Origin of the sequence: Oxalobacter formigenes (assembly GCF_002127965.1) — a bacterium.
Taxonomy (GTDB): Bacteria; Pseudomonadota; Gammaproteobacteria; order Burkholderiales; family Burkholderiaceae_D; genus Oxalobacter; species Oxalobacter formigenes.
Genome location: NZ_CP018787.1, coordinates 509,630 through 525,824, shown reverse-complemented (window position 1 = coordinate 525,824; position 16,195 = coordinate 509,630). Strand labels below are relative to the sequence as shown.

The 16,195-nt window shown below is 49.8% G+C and carries 14 protein-coding genes; 9 read left to right on the top strand and 5 right to left on the bottom strand.

The window, feature by feature from the left end; translation table 11 throughout:
- Positions 1–174: 174 nt before the first annotated feature.
- Positions 175–441 (bottom strand): DUF4404 family protein, encoded by a 267-nt coding sequence (locus BRW83_RS02565; RefSeq protein ID WP_231284514.1) that lies wholly within the window; start codon positions 439–441, stop codon positions 175–177.
- 151 nt (positions 442–592) lie between these two features.
- Between BRW83_RS02565 and BRW83_RS02560 the strand changes: the two genes are divergently transcribed.
- The gene (locus BRW83_RS02560; RefSeq protein ID WP_005881825.1) at positions 593–1,030 is read left to right on the top strand and encodes a universal stress protein; all 438 of its coding nucleotides are present in this window, start codon (positions 593–595) and stop codon (positions 1,028–1,030) included.
- A gap of 7 nt (positions 1,031–1,037) precedes the next feature.
- Here the strand turns inward: BRW83_RS02560 and mltA are convergent, their stop codons facing one another.
- Both mltA and apaG read right to left on the bottom strand, forming a co-directional pair.
- A complete protein-coding gene (mltA, locus tag BRW83_RS02555; RefSeq protein ID WP_005881827.1) occupies positions 1,038–2,210 on the bottom strand; it encodes a murein transglycosylase A in 1,173 nt (390 codons plus the stop codon).
- Between the two features lie 131 nt (positions 2,211–2,341).
- Positions 2,342–2,716, bottom strand: coding sequence for a Co2+/Mg2+ efflux protein ApaG (apaG, locus tag BRW83_RS02550; RefSeq protein WP_005881830.1), 375 nt, complete (start codon positions 2,714–2,716; stop codon positions 2,342–2,344).
- A 132-nt stretch (positions 2,717–2,848) separates the two neighbouring features.
- Here apaG and rpe point away from each other — a divergent pair, with 132 nt between their 5' ends.
- From rpe to BRW83_RS02510, 8 genes are all read left to right on the top strand, one after another.
- Entirely contained in the window at positions 2,849–3,529 is a 681-nt protein-coding gene (rpe, locus tag BRW83_RS02545; protein ID WP_005881832.1) for a ribulose-phosphate 3-epimerase, read from the top strand.
- 4 nt (positions 3,530–3,533) lie between these two features.
- Positions 3,534–4,226, top strand: a complete 693-nt coding sequence (locus BRW83_RS02540; RefSeq protein WP_005881834.1) for a phosphoglycolate phosphatase — start codon at positions 3,534–3,536, stop codon at positions 4,224–4,226.
- 174 nt (positions 4,227–4,400) lie between these two features.
- Positions 4,401–5,900 (top strand): anthranilate synthase component I, encoded by a 1,500-nt coding sequence (gene trpE, locus BRW83_RS02535; protein ID WP_005881836.1) that lies wholly within the window; start codon positions 4,401–4,403, stop codon positions 5,898–5,900.
- A gap of 32 nt (positions 5,901–5,932) precedes the next feature.
- Complete coding sequence (gene rsmB / locus BRW83_RS02530; RefSeq protein WP_005881838.1) at positions 5,933–7,264, top strand: 16S rRNA (cytosine(967)-C(5))-methyltransferase RsmB; 1,332 nt, start codon at positions 5,933–5,935, stop codon at positions 7,262–7,264.
- Between the two features lie 42 nt (positions 7,265–7,306).
- Positions 7,307–7,870: a DUF4390 domain-containing protein gene (locus tag BRW83_RS02525; RefSeq protein ID WP_005881840.1), complete on the top strand. Its 564-nt coding sequence runs from the start codon at positions 7,307–7,309 to the stop codon at positions 7,868–7,870.
- Between the two features lie 12 nt (positions 7,871–7,882).
- Entirely contained in the window at positions 7,883–10,210 is a 2,328-nt protein-coding gene (locus BRW83_RS02520) for a sensor histidine kinase (RefSeq protein ID WP_005881842.1), read from the top strand.
- Positions 10,211–10,232: 22 nt separating this feature from the next.
- Positions 10,233–10,934 carry a response regulator gene (locus BRW83_RS02515; protein ID WP_005881844.1) on the top strand — a complete coding sequence of 234 codons (702 nt, stop codon included), beginning with the start codon at positions 10,233–10,235 and terminating at the stop codon, positions 10,932–10,934.
- A 15-nt stretch (positions 10,935–10,949) separates the two neighbouring features.
- The gene (locus BRW83_RS02510) at positions 10,950–11,987 is read left to right on the top strand and encodes an aldo/keto reductase (protein ID WP_005881846.1); all 1,038 of its coding nucleotides are present in this window, start codon (positions 10,950–10,952) and stop codon (positions 11,985–11,987) included.
- Positions 11,988–12,053: 66 nt separating this feature from the next.
- Here BRW83_RS02510 and BRW83_RS02505 read toward each other — a convergent pair whose 3' ends face one another.
- Both BRW83_RS02505 and dprA read right to left on the bottom strand, forming a co-directional pair.
- Positions 12,054–14,693: a DNA topoisomerase III gene (locus BRW83_RS02505; RefSeq protein ID WP_005881848.1), complete on the bottom strand. Its 2,640-nt coding sequence runs from the start codon at positions 14,691–14,693 to the stop codon at positions 12,054–12,056.
- A gap of 215 nt (positions 14,694–14,908) precedes the next feature.
- Positions 14,909–16,036, bottom strand: coding sequence for a DNA-processing protein DprA (gene dprA / locus BRW83_RS02500; protein WP_005881850.1), 1,128 nt, complete (start codon positions 16,034–16,036; stop codon positions 14,909–14,911).
- Between the last annotated feature and the right edge of the window lie 159 nt (positions 16,037–16,195).

Sequence of the window (16,195 nt, the reverse complement as noted above, 5' to 3'; positions counted from 1 at the left end):
AAAAAAAATTTTGTTTATTTCAATTTTGTGACTTTGTGCATAAGTGCTGTTTTTTGTCAGAAAAACATTGACATTTCTCATCGCTTTTCCTGCGCGATTCAAGTCTTTATTTTTCAAGGTTTTATATCGTCACCATTTAAAAAGGAGTGCGATCGCTCACACTCCTTCGCTATTTCAGACCCCCATACTCTGGAGGATATCTGCCAGCTGCCGGATCAGTCCACCGACATGTGGGTGTTTCACTTCAAATTTGGCGGCAATACGTCTGGCATCGCTATCCATAATGGCGAGGTCGCTTGCTGCATTTTCATTTTTGACCGCCATCATTTTCCGGATATTGTCATCCAGTTCCCTGTATTCCTGTTTCAGGGCAGGATCAAGCCCTTGTGTCGAGGACAGGTGTGTCTGGATCTGGTCGAGTTTATCTTTAATTTTTTGCATACGAACGTCTCCTTTCTCGTTAAAGCATATCATTTATTTTGGGTCATAATGGATTTTAAAAAGTTGTTCCGATGCACCATCTTGACTCACATCATGGACTCGTCACATCAATAGTGGCACCCTGCTTTCATCATTGATAATGGAGGTTTCTATGTACAGAAAAATACTTGTGCCCAGCGATGGCACTGTCCTTTCCGAAAAAGCCATCATGGCTGCCATTCAATTTGCCGCTTCTCACCCGGGCTGCAAAATTGTCGGTCTTTCTGTTGCCGAACCTCTTTCATTCAACCAGATCGAAGCTTTGACCAAATCCACCGAATCCGATTACCTGCTTCGTGAGCAACTTTCTGCCCAGTCGAGAGTGAAACGGATCGCCGAAATGGCTGAAGAAGCCGGTGTTCCCTGTGAGACCGTCGTCGCACAATCGACAAAACCGAACGAAGAAATCGTCCGTATCGCCGACGAGCACGATTGCGATTGCATCTTTATGGCATCTCACGGCCGAAAAGGTCTGAACAAGCTTTTCATCGGCAGTGAAACCCAGAAAGTCCTTGCGACCGCTCACGTTCCTGTTCTGGTTTACCGCTGATTCAACTTCAGTTCCCTGTTTTCCCGTCTGGCTGTTTGGGTAACAGCAGCCAGACTTTCAGTTTCTGCTTCATCTTGCCAGCCTGTTCGCCTGCTTCATTCCCGAATCCCCAGAAGTAATCTGCCCGGACAGGCCCTCTTATTGCACCACCCGTGTCCTGCGCCATCACCAGTTTTTTAAGCGGAGTCGTGCTGTAAGGTCTGGTCGTATCGATGAATACAGGTGTCCCCAGCGGAACATAACGTGGATCGACGGCAATGGAACGTTCAGGCGTCAAGGGAACGCCTTGTGCACCATTGGGCCCTACGCTGGGATCACTGATTTTTTCTTCCCGGAAAAAGACATAACTTGGATTGGAGTCGAGCACTTCACGAAAACGGCGCGGATTGTTCTTCAGCCATTTCTTGATTTGCTGTGCAGATGCCTGTCCCGGTTTCAGCTCTCCCTTGTCGATGAGATAGCGCCCGATGGAACGATAAGGACGACCATTCTGGTTGGCATAAGCAACGCGAATGGTTTCATTTGTTTCCGGGATATAAACACGGCCCGATCCCTGAATTTCAAGGAAGAAGGCATCCAGCGCGTCATCGACCCAGACGATTTCATTGCCTGCAAGCTTGTTCGATTTTTCCAATTCGCCACGGGTTTCATATGGTACGACACGATTGCCTTCCAGTTTTCCCCGAAGGCGAAGTCCTTTCAATTGGGGATAGGCGCTCGCCAGATCGATCGTCAACAGATCGGAAGGCTCACGATATAAAGCCGTCTTGTAAGCTCCTTTTCTGGCACGGCTGCCTTTTAGCAAAGGCTCGTAATATCCGGTCGCCATACCCGTTTCGGAACCGTTTTCACCGATAACACGATAGGGTACGAAATTCGATTCAAAAAAATGTCTGACGGCAAGACCATCATTGGAGTCAATCGACCGGGCATCCTGACAGATGTCGCGCCATTGTTCTTTTTTTCCGAGAGCACGACAGGAATTCATGAAAGCGGGCCAGGCTTCCCTGACGTCGTCGTCATTCCATCCGGGAATATCCGAAAATGAAACCTGATGGCGACCTTCGATGAATGTTTCTCCCGGCACTTCCGGCGTCGTCGGCGGCGTTGTCGTACAGGAAGCGAGTAAAAGGGACAGACATCCCAGAATGAAGTAAGGAAAAAGACGTTTAAAAGACATGATGGATATCCGTATTGCTTATTCAGTCAAAAGCGCGATCTCACTTACCGGAGTTCGCCAATGTGCACCATTATAGGTAAATAAAACGGGCACGGCATTCTTTTCCCTCTAAAACGTCGAACTAAAGCTTCTCAGTGAAGCGTTCTTGGCAAAGACAGCAAAAATTCCGGAATTTCCACACTGAACTGTTCTCCCTGTTCCGTTACACACAAAAACTCTCCCTGCATCGATCCCTGTGGAGTCGCCAGAGATGTGCCGCTGGTATATTCAAATTCCTCTCCGGGCTTTAACAATGGCTGGCGACCAACCACACCCAGACCGCGAATTTCCTCAACATGGTTATTGGCATCCGTAATGATCCAGTGGCGTGCAATCAATTGCGCGCCGACCTGCCCTTTATTTTTGATTGTCACCGAATAGGTAAATACGTAACTGTCCCGATCAGGGGCGGACTGATCGTCTATATATCTTGTCGTCACGGAGACATCGAGTAAATCAGGACTCATTCCAACCCTCTTATTGAAAAAATAAAATTCATTATGGATTGATACAAAAACCTTTAATTTGCGGCTAACCAAAGTTCCTGATCAATCAACCGGTATAAAATAAAACTTTCTGAAATCGATTTTTATATTTCCATGACCCAATATCGCATTGCACCCAGTATTCTTTCCGCCGATTTTGCCGAGCTGGGCAACGAAGTCCGCAACGTCGTCAAGGCTGGCGCCGACATGATCCATTTCGATGTGATGGACAATCATTATGTCCCGAATCTGACAATGGGGCCCATGGTTTGCGCGGCAATCCGGCCTCATGTCGATGTACCCATCGACGTTCATCTCATGGTCAAACCTGTCGATCGCATCATTCCCGATTTTGCCAAGGCGGGCGCGAACATAATCTCGTTCCACCCAGAAGCATCAGAACACATCGACCGTACCTTGCAGTTGATTCATGACAATGGTTGTAAGGCCGGATTGGTATTCAACCCGGCCACACCGCTGGATTACCTGCTTCATGTCATGGACAAGCTGGACCTGATCCTCATCATGTCGGTCAACCCCGGTTTCGGCGGCCAGTCGTTCATTCCCCATGCCCTGAAAAAAATCGAAACGGTCCGTGCCATGATCGATTCTTCCGGCCGACAAATCATGCTGGAAGTCGATGGCGGGGTCAAAGTGGACAATATCGCCGAAATAGCGGCGGCAGGTGCCGATACGTTCGTGGCCGGTTCCGCCATTTTCAGCCAGCCGGATTACGCTCGCGTCATCAGGGAAATGCGTGAACAACTGGCCTCCGTCACTCCCAGACTGGGCTAAAACCATGACAGCCATATCAGAGAAAAATCCTTTGAAAGACATTCGCGTCGTCATCCTCGATCTCGATGGCACGATGATCGACTCCGTTCCCGATCTGGATGTTGCCTTGAACGGCATGTTAAAAGAGCTGACACTGCCGCCTGTCGAAGTAGCCTCGATACGGATGTTTGTCGGACGCGGTACGCAAAATCTCGTCAGGAGCACCCTTTCGGTTCATCTTGAATCCGATGAAGTCGAAAAAACGATGGATATCGCCATGACACTGTTTTACAAATATTACCGGATCGTCAATGGTGAACACAGCACGGTTTTTCCCGGAGTGAAAGAAGGGCTTCAAGCCATGAAAGAAAAAAGGCTTGACATCGCCTGCGTGACCAACAAACCTTCCATATTCACCGAACCCCTGCTTGCCAAAAACGGATTGTATTCGTACTTCAATCTGATTTACTGTTCCGATACCTTTCTGGTCAAAAAGCCTGATCCTTTCCCGATGCAGATGGCCTGCAAAAAATTCGGCTATCAACCGGCACAGGCTGTTGCGATCGGGGACTCTGTCAATGACGCGCAGGCAGCGCGGGCAGCAGGATGTTCGCTATTTATGGTTCCATATGGTTATAATTACGGAAAACCTGTAGGTGAAATGAATCCGGACGCCACGGTGTCCAGTTTGCTGCAAGCAGCCAACCTTATTTCCTGAAATTTTTTATCGATCATGTTTCTCATCAAAAAACCCGTGTTTTCACAAGCCGCTCTGATTTCCGGAGGGTTGTGGCGACGCTGGCAAACTTTATCCATGTAAACAAGTTTGCGGCCGTCCATATTTATCGGCCTGTTTTTTGAGCTATTTCGCTATGGCGAACCGGAGAAAATCATGACTGAACTCGAATTCAAGGCACTGGCCAACCAGGGCTATAACCGTATTCCCTTAATCATCGAAGCCATTGCCGACCTCGACACCCCTTTATCTCTTTACCTGAAACTGACCCAGCAGAACAACGGCGGCAAGAACTCGTTTCTGCTTGAATCCGTCGTCGGCGGAGAACGTTTCGGACGTTATTCATTTATCGGATTGCCCGCCTCTACCGTTTTGCGTGCACACGGCATGAAAACGGAAGTCGTCAAAAACGACAAGGTCATCGAAGTCAACGAAGGCAATCCTCTGGACTTTATTGCCGAATACCAGTCCCGCTTCAAGGTAGCCATTCGTCCCGGCCTTCCCCGTTTCTGCGGTGGTCTGGCAGGTTACTTCGGTTATGACACGATCCGTTATATCGAACCTCGCTTAAGAGAAAGTGCACCTGTAGACGACCTCGGTTTTCCGGACATTCAACTGCTGTTGACCGAGGAACTGGCTGTCATCGACAATCTGTCAGGCAAGCTCTACCTGATCGTTTATGCCGACCCGACCCGGCCTGAAGCGTATTCACAGGCCAGACAACGCCTGCGTGAACTGCGTGCCATGCTCGACAAACCCGCCATTGCACCTGCGATGGATGGCAGCGAACGCACCGATGTGATCAGGGACTTCAAAAAAGAAGATTTTCTGGCTGCTGTCGAGAGAACCAAGGAATATATCGCCAACGGCGACTGTATGCAGGTCGTACTGGCCCAGCGACTGAAAAAACCGTTTACCGATTCGCCGCTTTCCCTTTACCGCTCCCTGAGAGCGCTGAATCCGTCGCCCTATCTTTATTATTATCATTTCGACGACCAGTACATTATTGGATCGTCGCCGGAAATTCTTGTCCGTCAGGAAAACGTACCCGAAGGCAGAAAAGTGATCGTCAGGCCATTGGCCGGTACACGTCCACGTGGAGCGACTCCGGAAAAAGACATGCAGCTTGCCTCCGAATTGCTTGCCGATACAAAAGAAATCGCAGAACACGTCATGCTGATCGATCTGGCCCGAAACGATATCGGCCGTATCGCCACTATCGGCAGCGTCAAGGTGACCGAAAAGATGGCGATTGAAAAATATTCCCATGTCCAGCACATCGTCTCAAACGTCGAAGGTCTGCTTAAACCCGGCCTGTCAAATCTGGATGTGTTGAAAGCAACTTTTCCGGCCGGCACGCTTTCCGGTGCACCGAAAGTCCGGGCCATGGAAATCATCGACGAAATGGAACCGGTCAAGCGCGGCATTTATGGCGGTGCCTGCGGTTACCTCTCTTTCGGTGGAGAAATGGATCTGGCCATTGCCATCCGAACCGGCGTCATCTATAAAGATATGCTCTACGTGGGTGCAGGAGCCGGAATCGTTATCGATTCCATACCCGAATCCGAATTGCAGGAAACCGAAAACAAGGCAAGAGCCGTCATCCGTGCCGCAGAACAGGTACAGGATGGGATGGACGACAGTTCCCTGCAATAAACGTTCAAACTTTTCAATGAAATGGAGCCACTGTGGCCAAAGATAAATCTTCCGATTTTTTTAAAACCACACTGGCTCCCGAATCGCTGGCTTTCAGATTGCTGGGAACGGCGCATGCGGTTGCGCGCGTCGAAGAAGGCCAGTCTCTTCCTTCCGCGCTGGCGTCTGTTTTTTCCCATCCCAAAATGGATGCCGCCACACGAGGCGCCATTCAGGATATTGCATACCTTACCGAGAGAAAGCTTGGCCTGTGCGAATTTCTCATCGAGCAACTGACCAGACAGCCTCCATCGCCGCCTCTTCTTAAAACACTCCTGGCCTCTTCGCTGGCTCTTCTTGTTGGCGAAAATGATGAAGCCGATCTGAAATATGAACCGTATACAACGGTCGATCAGGCCGTTGAGGCAGCAGCATCAGAGGGAACGCTTGTCAGGGCAAAAGGGCTGGTCAATGCCGTATTGAGGCGTTTTTTGCGGGAAAAGGAAATTCTGCTTGAAAAATCAAATCTCTCTTTAACGGCAAAATGGAATTATCCTTCCTGGTGGATCAAGGAAACCCGGCGAATTTATCCAAAAAACTGGGAATCCATTTTGCATGTCGGCAATACCGCGCCGCCTCTTACCTTGCGTGTCAACAAGAGAAAAACGACCGTTGAAGGATATCTGGCCGATCTGGAAGCGGCAGGACATCCGGCGACGGCGATCGGCCCTTATGCCATCCGCCTGGACAATCCGCTTCCTGTTTATCGTATTCCCGGATTTTCAGAAGGTCTTGTTTCGGTTCAGGATGCCGCGGCCCAGCTGGCAGCGCCCCTGCTTGAATTGCAGGATGGCATGCGGGTACTGGACGCCTGTGCCGCACCGGGCGGCAAATCCGGCCATATGCTCGAGATGGCTGATATCGATTTGCATGCGCTCGATAGCGAGCCGGAAAGATTGAAAAAAATCGATGAAAATCTTACCCGCCTCCAGTTGCATGCAACCATTATGGCAGGCGATGCTTCCAAAAAAAACTGGTGGGACGGCAATGCATTCGATTGCATTCTGGCAGATGTTCCCTGTACGGCATCGGGCATTATCAGACGACATCCGGACATTCGCTGGCTTCGAAGACCTGAAGACGCGAAAGAACTTGCCGTCATTTCAGCGAGAATCCTGGATAATTTGTGGGAATTATTGAAACCCGGTGGAAAACTGTTACTGGCAACCTGCTCTGTCTGGCCGCTTGAATCCGAATGGCAGGCCGACGCTTTCGCCAAAAGGAATAATGCCGCGAGACTTGATGCCCCAGGACAACTGTTTCCGACTTCTGATAAACTGAAGGATCATGATGGTTTGTTTTATGCTTTGTTTAAAAAGCAATAAGCGGATATTATATTAATTCCCTGACCCTATCTGAACGATATCGTGATACGTCGACTTTCACACTTCCTGCTTTGCCTTGCCATAGCGCTTCTGGTCGTCAAACCGGCTTTTTCTGCCAGTAGCGACATCCAGATCAATACGGCGAGGATTGAGTATTCCGGAAAGACGTACAAACTGTTCACCAGTTTTTCCATGGATTTCAATCACAGTCTGGAAGAAACCCTGCTCCACGGTATCCCTTTGTATTTCAAAACGGAAATCGAGATTATTCGCCCGAGAGCTTTCTGGTTTGATGACGTACCGGTATCGAAATCAAGGACGACTCGTATTTCCTACAATGTATTGACGCGTCAATACAGCATTTCCATTCCGGGAACCCTGCAGCGGAATTACAGTTCCCTGGAGGATGCCTTGTCCGCTATCCGGTATCCACCACGCTGGACCATCGCCGACAGCTCGGACCTTGAAGCAGGTGAAAAATATGATGTTGGCGTCCGGATAATGCTGGATGTATCCCAATTGCCCAAGCCGTTTCAGATAAACGCCTTGAATAATCGCGACTGGAGACTGTCTTCCGACTGGAAGTGGTTTTCATACAGGCCCTAAAAGACTTTAAAAGTGACTCGCGCATTACGTTATCTCTGGATCGTCGGTGGTGCCATGATGAGCATTTTGCTCTTTCTTCTGGCTTCCGCTTCTGAAAACACCGACTTTTTCGACAAGAATTACTCATGGCTCGTCGGCATGAATATTCTTGTGGCTGCTGCACTCCTGATTCTGGTCGTCTGGATGCTGATCCGCTTGTACAAACGTTACAAACGGGGAAAATTCGGTTCAAAACTGATGACCAAGCTGGTTGTGCTCTTCGCCCTGATGGGGATATTACCCGGTGCAGTCATCTACGTCGTTTCGGTTCAGTTCGTTTCACGATCGATCGAATCCTGGTTCGATGTCCGCGTTGAATCGGCACTGGACTCGGGCGTCAAACTCGGACAGGCCATTCTGGAATCGTCACGGGAAGATCTGAACTTGCAAGCTTCCAATCTGGCCGTCGAACTGGGTGGATTGTCTGCGACGGACCAAACCCTTCTCCTGTCCAGATTCAGGAACGACAAGGAAGGAATCGAAGCCAGCATTTTCAACAGCAAGGGGCAGCTTATCGCGACATCCGGATCGAACCGGACCAGCCTGATGCCGGACATGCCGACGGACGCCATGTTGCGGCAAGTGCGCATGACATCCCATTATTCGGCAATCGAAGGCGAAGTCGACGACCCATCCGGAGAAAATAATGAAAATACCGAAGATACCCATCTTCTTATCCGGGTCATCACGCTGATTCCCGACAAACACATTGCCATTTCGCTCAAAAACGATCCGTACTTCCTTCAATTGACGCAAAAAATGCCCGATAACGTGGCAAATAACGCCGAGGCGCTTCGGGTCGCCTATAGTGAATATCAGGTGCGTTCCCTTTCACGCTCGGGCCTGCGCAAGATTTATATCGTGACCTTGTCGCTGACCTTGTTGCTTGCCATTTTCGGTGCAATCGCCAGCGCGTTCCAGATTGCCTCCAATCTGGCAAAGCCCCTGTTGCTTCTGGCGCAAGGTACAAAGGCTGTAGCGGAAGGCAATCTGTCCCCGCGCCCGATTGTTTCAGGCTCGGATGAACTGGGCTCATTGACCCAGTCCTTCAACGCCATGACGCGCCAGCTTGCCGAGGCACGTGCGCTTGCCGAACAAAACCGTGCCGATCTGGAAGCAGCCAAGGCCTATCTCGAGTCAGTCCTTGCCAATATGTCTGCCGGAGTGATCGTTTTAGATCACAATTTCAGGCTGATAGGCTGCAATGACGTTGTATCCAGGGTTCTTCGTCACGACCTGACGCCATATGTCGGCAAGGAATTGTCCGACGTTGAAGGACTTGAAACTTTTTCGACGGCGTTAACGAAAGCGTTTTCCGAGTTTGCCGCGCAAACAGCCGGAAGCGCCAACCCACAGAATCTTCACTGGCAAAAGCAGATAGAAATTCCACGTGACACGACAGAGGACTCCGGGCATGACACCGGTTCGTCCAAAAATGAAAACGTCATTACCCTTCTGGCACGCGGATCGTATCATTCCGTCAATAATGAAAATCGCTACATCGTCGTTTTCGACGATATCACCGATGTGATTTCCGGGCAGCGTTCCATTGCATGGGGTGAAGTCGCCCGCAGGCTGGCCCATGAAATCAAAAATCCATTGACGCCTATCCAGCTATCAGCCGAACGCCTGCAAATGAAGCTGCATGACAAACTCGATCAAGCCGACTCGGCCATCCTGCAGAAAAGTACGGACACGATCGTCAATCAGGTCACCGCCATGAAGCAAATGGTGGATGATTTCAGGAATTTTGCAAAAACGCCGCCAGCCCTTTTGAAACCGCTCAACCTCAATGCGCTGGTGGAAGATATCGTTCATTTATATTCCGGAAACGATTCACACGACATCATTCATACCCGTCTTGAACAGGATTTGCCGGAAATAATGGGCGATGAAACACAGTTGAGACAGGTTATACACAATCTGCTGCAAAACGCGCAGGATGCAGTCAGTGAAGTCGAAAATACCGGTGAATACGTACCCAGTATTGAATTAATGACCGAAAAAGTCCACTATCAGGACGCTTCCAATCAAATCTGCATTGCAGTTCGACTATCTGTCATGGATAATGGTCCTGGGTTTGCAGAAAAAATATTGAGTCGTATTTTCGAGCCCTATATCACGACCAAGGAACGCGGCACAGGCCTCGGTATGGCAATGGTCAAAAAAATTGTCGATGAACACGGTGGCCGTATCGACGTGCACAATCGAAAAGACTCAAATGGCGCAAAAGTTTCAATTCTGCTTCTCCAGCTCGCTTCGACGGACAGTCAGGTAGCAGGACAGGTTGAAAAGGGATAACAAATATTCAAGATCTAAAAATATGGCAAATATCCTGGTTGTAGATGATGAAATGGGAATACGTGAACTTCTTTCGGAAATCCTTTCCGATGAAGGTCATGTCGTACAAACCGCTGAAAACGCACAGCAAGCGCGTGAAGCCCGCGCGGCTGAAACGCCGGATCTCGTTTTGCTGGATATCTGGATGCCGGATACCGATGGCGTTACCCTTCTGAAAGAATGGCAGCGGGACGGCAACCTGACGATGCCGGTCATTATGATGTCGGGACACGCCACGATCGATACGGCAGTCGAAGCGACCCGTATCGGTGCTATGAACTTCCTCGAAAAACCGATTGCGCTGCAAAAACTGCTGCAGGCGGTTCAGCAGGGGCTGGCAAGAAATCAGGAAAAGAGTCGCATGGTTGCCACTCCGATTATGCCATCCGTTTCCGTCACCGAAGTCCGGACAACCAGTACCGTCATCAATAACGTGCAGATGCAGGCACCTGCCTCGACCACCGGAAATACCTCCCTCATCAACACATCGCTTTTGTCTTTCGATCTGCCTTTGCGTGAAGCGCGCGATATGTTCGAACGGATTTATTTCGAACATCATCTGGCACAGGAAGGTGGCAGTATGACTCGTGTTGCGGAAAAAACGGGGCTGGAAAGAACCCATCTCTATCGCAAGTTAAAACAATTGGGAGTGGAACCTGTCAAGGCATCCAAAAAGAACAGCTAGCTGAAAGGATCACCGATGGAATACGTCAATCTTGGTTCAAGCGGTCTTAAAGTTTCACGCATCTGTCTGGGAATGATGACTTACGGTTCGCCAAAATGGCGCCCGTGGGTTCTTGACAAGGCGGCATCCCGTCCTTTCATTCGCCGTGCAGTCGAAGCCGGAATCAATTTTTTTGACACTGCCAATCTCTATTCCAACGGTCTTTCCGAAACGCTTACCGGTAAACTTCTCAAGGAATACGCCAAACGTGAAGAAATCATCATCGCCACCAAGGTGTATTTTCATGTTTCTGATGAAATCGGGGCCGACGCGGCTTCCGCCAGTTCAAAAAACATTCCGCCGAACACCAGCGGTCTGTCCAGAAAACATATTTTCGACGCGGTTGACGCTTCATTGAAGCGCCTGAATACGGATTACATCGACCTGTACCAGATCCATCGCTGGGACAATGCCACACCGATTGAAGAAACGATGGAAGCGTTAAACGATCTGGTTCGATCCGGCAAGGTTCGTTATATCGGCGCTTCCAGCATGTGGGCATGGCAATTTGCCAAGGCACAGCAAATCGCGAAGGAACGTAACTGGTCGCGTTTCATCTCGATGCAAAATCATTACAATCTCGCTTACCGGGAAGAAGAACGGGAAATGATCCCGCTTTGCAAGGATCAGGGAGTCGGTCTGATCCCCTGGAGCCCTCTGGCACGGGGATTTCTGGCCGGAAACAGAAAACCGGACGATAAAGACGCATCCAAAAACAATTCCGCGACCTCAAGAGCCAAAACCGATGAAATGGCACTGCGGGTTTTTTATTCCGGCGCTGATTTTGACGTCGTGAATACCCTGACGAAAATAGCCAATGAACGGGGATTGTCAAATGCCCAGGTCGCTTATGCGTGGCTGCTTCACAAGGGAGTGACAGCGCCGATTGTCGGCGCCTCCAAACTGCACCAGCTGGATGAAGCTATCTCGGCAACAACGGTCAAACTGTCCGCAGAAGAAATCCGGGAACTTGAAAAACCATACCAGCCTCATCCGGTACTGGGACATCGTTAATTCCCTCAAAATGTAAAAAAAGGAGGCCATGCCTCCTTTTTTATTGTCCTGCCGACGGTGACAAAATCATTCCTCTTTTTTCTTTGGAGCCGTTTTTTTCGTCGTCGTTTTTTTCACTGTCGCTTTTTTCGCGGTCGTTTTGGAAGCTGTCTTCGTCGCTCTGCCTGCCGTTTTGCTTGTCGCGGTTTTTGCCTTCGCTGTCGTCGTCGTTTTTCTTCTTGCGCCAGCTGCCTTTCCAGTCGCTTCCTCGAACTTGAAGCCTATTTTCCCCTCCTTGCCCAAGGCAAGGTAAGCCTTGAAAGGCCGGTGTGTGCGCTGCGACACAAAACCGGTCAAAAGATCCGTCTGGCCTTCCGAGAGCAGTTTTGTCATTTGTTCCGGCAGGATTTCCTGCTGGAGAATAATCCGTCCGCTTCGGAAGTCGCAGCTCTTCGGTCTGGCGACAGTATGTTCACAAACATAGGACAAGCCTGAATCGTAAACACTTCCCTGACATTTCGGGCACTTTCCGACAGGTGTTTTACCGGTAAAGTCCGGTGCTTCGGTGTCCTCTTCCTTCGGCTGACCGAAATCGAATTCCAGTTTGAAATTGTCTTTTTCAGTATCAGGAACAATTTTCAGAATAGCAGCAAAAGGTCTGCCCATTTTCGAACGGAATCCCTGCAACGGCCCGATTTCTCCCTTTTGAAGCAATTCCTCGACTTCGGCAATGGAGAACTGACGTCCGCCCGGTGTTTTCGTCATGGAAAATTCGCATTTCGTACAGGCGAAACGACGATAGTTTTCCTTGATTTCACCACCACATTTAGGACAGCGGGTCTGCAATGTCGCATAATCGCCCGGAATGGTATCTTCATCGTATTCCTTGGCACGTTTGACGATCACCTGTGTCATCTGGGCGATTTGTTGCATGAATTCTTCGCGGCTGATCTGCCCTTTTTCCATCTGGGACAATTTGAATTCCCATTCACCGGTCAGCTCGGGCAAAGTCAATTCCTTGACACCAAGTCCCTTTAACAAAGTCATCAGCTGGAATGCTTTTGGCGTCGGAATCAGTTCGCGACCTTCACGCAAAAGGTATTTCTCGGTAAGAAGCCCTTCGATAATCGCGGCACGTGTAGCAGGTGTGCCCAGGCCTTTTCCCTGCATGGCTTCCCTAAGCTCGTCTTCCACAAACTTGCCTGCTCCCTCCATAGCCGAGAGCAGGGTTGCTTCAGAATATCGTGCAGGCGGCTTTGTAGCCAGTTCCTCGACAAGCACCTTGTCGGCCAGGACTTTTTCACCCTGAGAAACCGGTACCAGAATACGGTCGTTCTCGCTTTCCTTGCCGGAAGCAGGCATTTCCCTTCCGTAAATCGCCAGCCAGCCGGGCTTGGTCATGATACGGCCCTCGCTCTTGAAGCGATGGCCTGCCACTTCCGTAAAACGGGTTGTGACCAGAAATTCAGCGGCCGGGAAAAATACGGCCATAAACCGTTTTGCGACCAGATCGTACAGTTTCTGTTCCGGTTCGGACAGGTTTTTCGGCGACTGGGTCGTCGGGATGATCGCAAAGTGATCGGATATTTTCTTGTTGTCGAATATGCGTTTGTTCGGATGAACCCACCGGTTTTTCAGAATCTGTAACGCAAATGTCTGGTAATTGGCATTTTCCGACAGGCATTCGAGCGTCTGCATGCTCGTTTGCAGATAGTCTTCCGGCAAATGGCGTGAATCCGTTCTCGGGTAAGTCAGTACCTTGTGTTTTTCATACAATGCCTGAGCCAGTGCCAGTGTGTTTTTCGCCGAGAAACCGAAACGGGCATTGGCCTCACGCTGAAGGCTGGTCAAATCGAACAGGGCTGGTGAAATGGACGTTGTCGGTTTCGATTCTTCCGTAACCGTTCCCTGTTTGCCAAGGCACGCGGTAACGATCGAATCTGCAGCAGCTCGGCTCCAGAGACGCTCTGCGCGTTTTTCCGGATCGGCTTCGTCTTTTTTGAACGCGGCATCCAGCCAGCGTCCTTCGTAAACGCCCTGTGCGCAAACGAATTCAGCATGGACTTCCCAATAATCGCGGGAAACGAAATTCTTGATTTTTTCTTCACGCTGGACGACGATCGACAATGTCGGGGTCTGAACCCGGCCAACCGTCGTCAGGAAGAAGCCGCCTTCTTTCGAGTTGAAGGCTGTCATGGCGCGAGTGCCGTTGATACCGATCAGCCAGTCCGCTTCGGAACGGCTGCGCGCTGCTTTCGCAAGCGGCTGCATTTCCTCATCGCCACGCAAATGCTTGAAGCCTTCCCGAATAGCGTTCGGCGTCATCGACTGGAGCCAGAGCCGTTTAACGGGTTGTTTCGCCTTCGTATATTGCGCGATCAGCCTGAAAATCAGCTCACCTTCCCTTCCCGCATCACAGGCATTGATGATTTCGGAAATATCTTTTCGCTTGATCAGCTTGTTCAGCATTTTCAGTCTGGATTCCGTTTTTGCAATCGGTTCCAGCGCAAAATCGGGGGGGATAACCGGTAAATTCGCAAAACTCCACTTGCCGCGTTTGACCTCATATTCTTCAGGCGCCCGGATCTCCAGCAAGTGCCCCACAGCGGAGGTCAAGACATATTGATCAGACTCGAAGTAATCACCCTGTTTGGTAAACCCGCCAAGACTCTTTGCAATATCATTTGCAACAGAAGGTTTTTCGGCGATGATGAGTGTTTTGGTCATATAAAACGATATAAATAACTCTGACTGATTCAGCGACAGTAATCTGCTCACGCGGCAAAGCAACGTGGTATGAAGCGGGAAATGATAAAGGGAGAACGATACAAACTGCAAGCAAACGATTCAATGTCGAAAAAGAAAAACCTTATTTTCCTTTTTTCCCAACAATTTTCCCGATTTTATTTACACATTCCTGCAAAAACAGATTTTCGTCTCGTTCAGGAAACCGCCAGACGGCGATAAAAACCGCCGGGCAGACTTTCCACATTTCCGGACAATTCCAGATTAAGCAATTCGACACTCAAGCTGGCGGCGTCCATATCACATCGCTCGCTTAATATATCGGCATCGACCGGATCATACCCCATTTGGGCAAGAATGAGCTTTTGTTCGTCAGAAAATTCGTCTTCCGCCCTTTCTCCGGACGATTGATTGACGACGATATCCTGGAAATGTTTCAATTCCTCGAGAATGTCTTGAGATGACTCAACGAGTTTTGCACCTTGCCTAATCAGTTCGTGACATCCTCTTGACAGAGGAGAATGAATGGAACCGGGAATGGCGAAAACGTCGCGCCCCTGATCGATAGCTGCCTTGGCCGTGATCAGTGAACCGGAACGGGCAGCGGCTTCAACGACCAGAATGCCGCCGGACAAACCGCTTATCACCCGGTTGCGTCTTGGAAAATTGGAAGCAACAGGGCCGCTTCCAAGAGGGAACTCGCTGATGATGCATCCTTCATTCGCAATCCGGTGAGCCAGTTCACGGTTTCTCGCCGGATAGACTATGTCGGCTCCGGTACCGATGACTGCGACTGTGGACCCGCGTCCTTTCAGGCCACCTTCATGAGCAGCCGTATCGATTCCCAGCGCCAGACCGGATACAATCGTCAAACCGGTATCACTTAAGGAATGGGCGAATTCTTCTGCATCGAGACGCCCCTGAGTCGTGGCATTTCTGCTTCCGACTATCGCTATGGACGGAGAGGTCAGCAATTCAACCCTTCCCTTGACGTAAAGTATCAACGGCGGATCGGCGATTTCAAGCAATTGTCTTGGATACCGGTTATCCGACAGGGTAAGAACCATATTTGACGAATCGTCAAGCCACTCTTTTGTCCTGTCGATCTGTTCCGTAATAGCTGGATCGACCGGCGCATATAGCACATCTGCCATCTTTGGCGAGACGATACGGGCAATTTCCTCGTACGGAGTCATAAATATATTCTGCGGCAATCCGTATGCCGACAACATTTTATGAGCCGTCTGGATACCGACACCGGGGGTCATCTGAAGCCGGATCCAGGCTGCCAGCTCTTCCTCATCATACTTTTCCGATATTTTCACTGTTGACTTTCAATCTTCTGCGGTTGAAAAAAACACCTGTTTTTCAAAACGATCGGGGACATGTACCGTAAAGCATAAACCGGGGCGCTATGTTAAACTTCCAACTTGTCCGGACGCAGGATTTGCGCCGGGAAATTGCTGAAAACCGGATGAATGCAT

Bases quoted from the DNA above. Each gene is read 5' to 3' on its own strand.
- BRW83_RS02565 (WP_231284514.1), bottom strand. From the start codon at position 441: ATGCAAAAAATTAAAGATAAACTCGACCAGATCCAGACACACCTGTCC.
- mltA (WP_005881827.1), bottom strand. From the start codon at position 2,210: ATGTCTTTTAAACGTCTTTTTCCTTACTTCATTCTGGGATGTCTGTCC.
- BRW83_RS02540 (WP_005881834.1), top strand. From the start codon at position 3,534: ATGACAGCCATATCAGAGAAAAATCCTTTGAAAGACATTCGCGTCGTC.
- BRW83_RS02560 (WP_005881825.1), top strand. From the start codon at position 593: ATGTACAGAAAAATACTTGTGCCCAGCGATGGCACTGTCCTTTCCGAA.
- BRW83_RS02505 (WP_005881848.1), bottom strand. From the start codon at position 14,693: ATGACCAAAACACTCATCATCGCCGAAAAACCTTCTGTTGCAAATGAT.
- apaG (WP_005881830.1), bottom strand. From the start codon at position 2,716: ATGAGTCCTGATTTACTCGATGTCTCCGTGACGACAAGATATATAGAC.
- BRW83_RS02510 (WP_005881846.1), top strand. From the start codon at position 10,950: ATGGAATACGTCAATCTTGGTTCAAGCGGTCTTAAAGTTTCACGCATC.
- trpE (WP_005881836.1), top strand. From the start codon at position 4,401: ATGACTGAACTCGAATTCAAGGCACTGGCCAACCAGGGCTATAACCGT.
- BRW83_RS02515 (WP_005881844.1), top strand. From the start codon at position 10,233: ATGGCAAATATCCTGGTTGTAGATGATGAAATGGGAATACGTGAACTT.
- rpe (WP_005881832.1), top strand. From the start codon at position 2,849: ATGACCCAATATCGCATTGCACCCAGTATTCTTTCCGCCGATTTTGCC.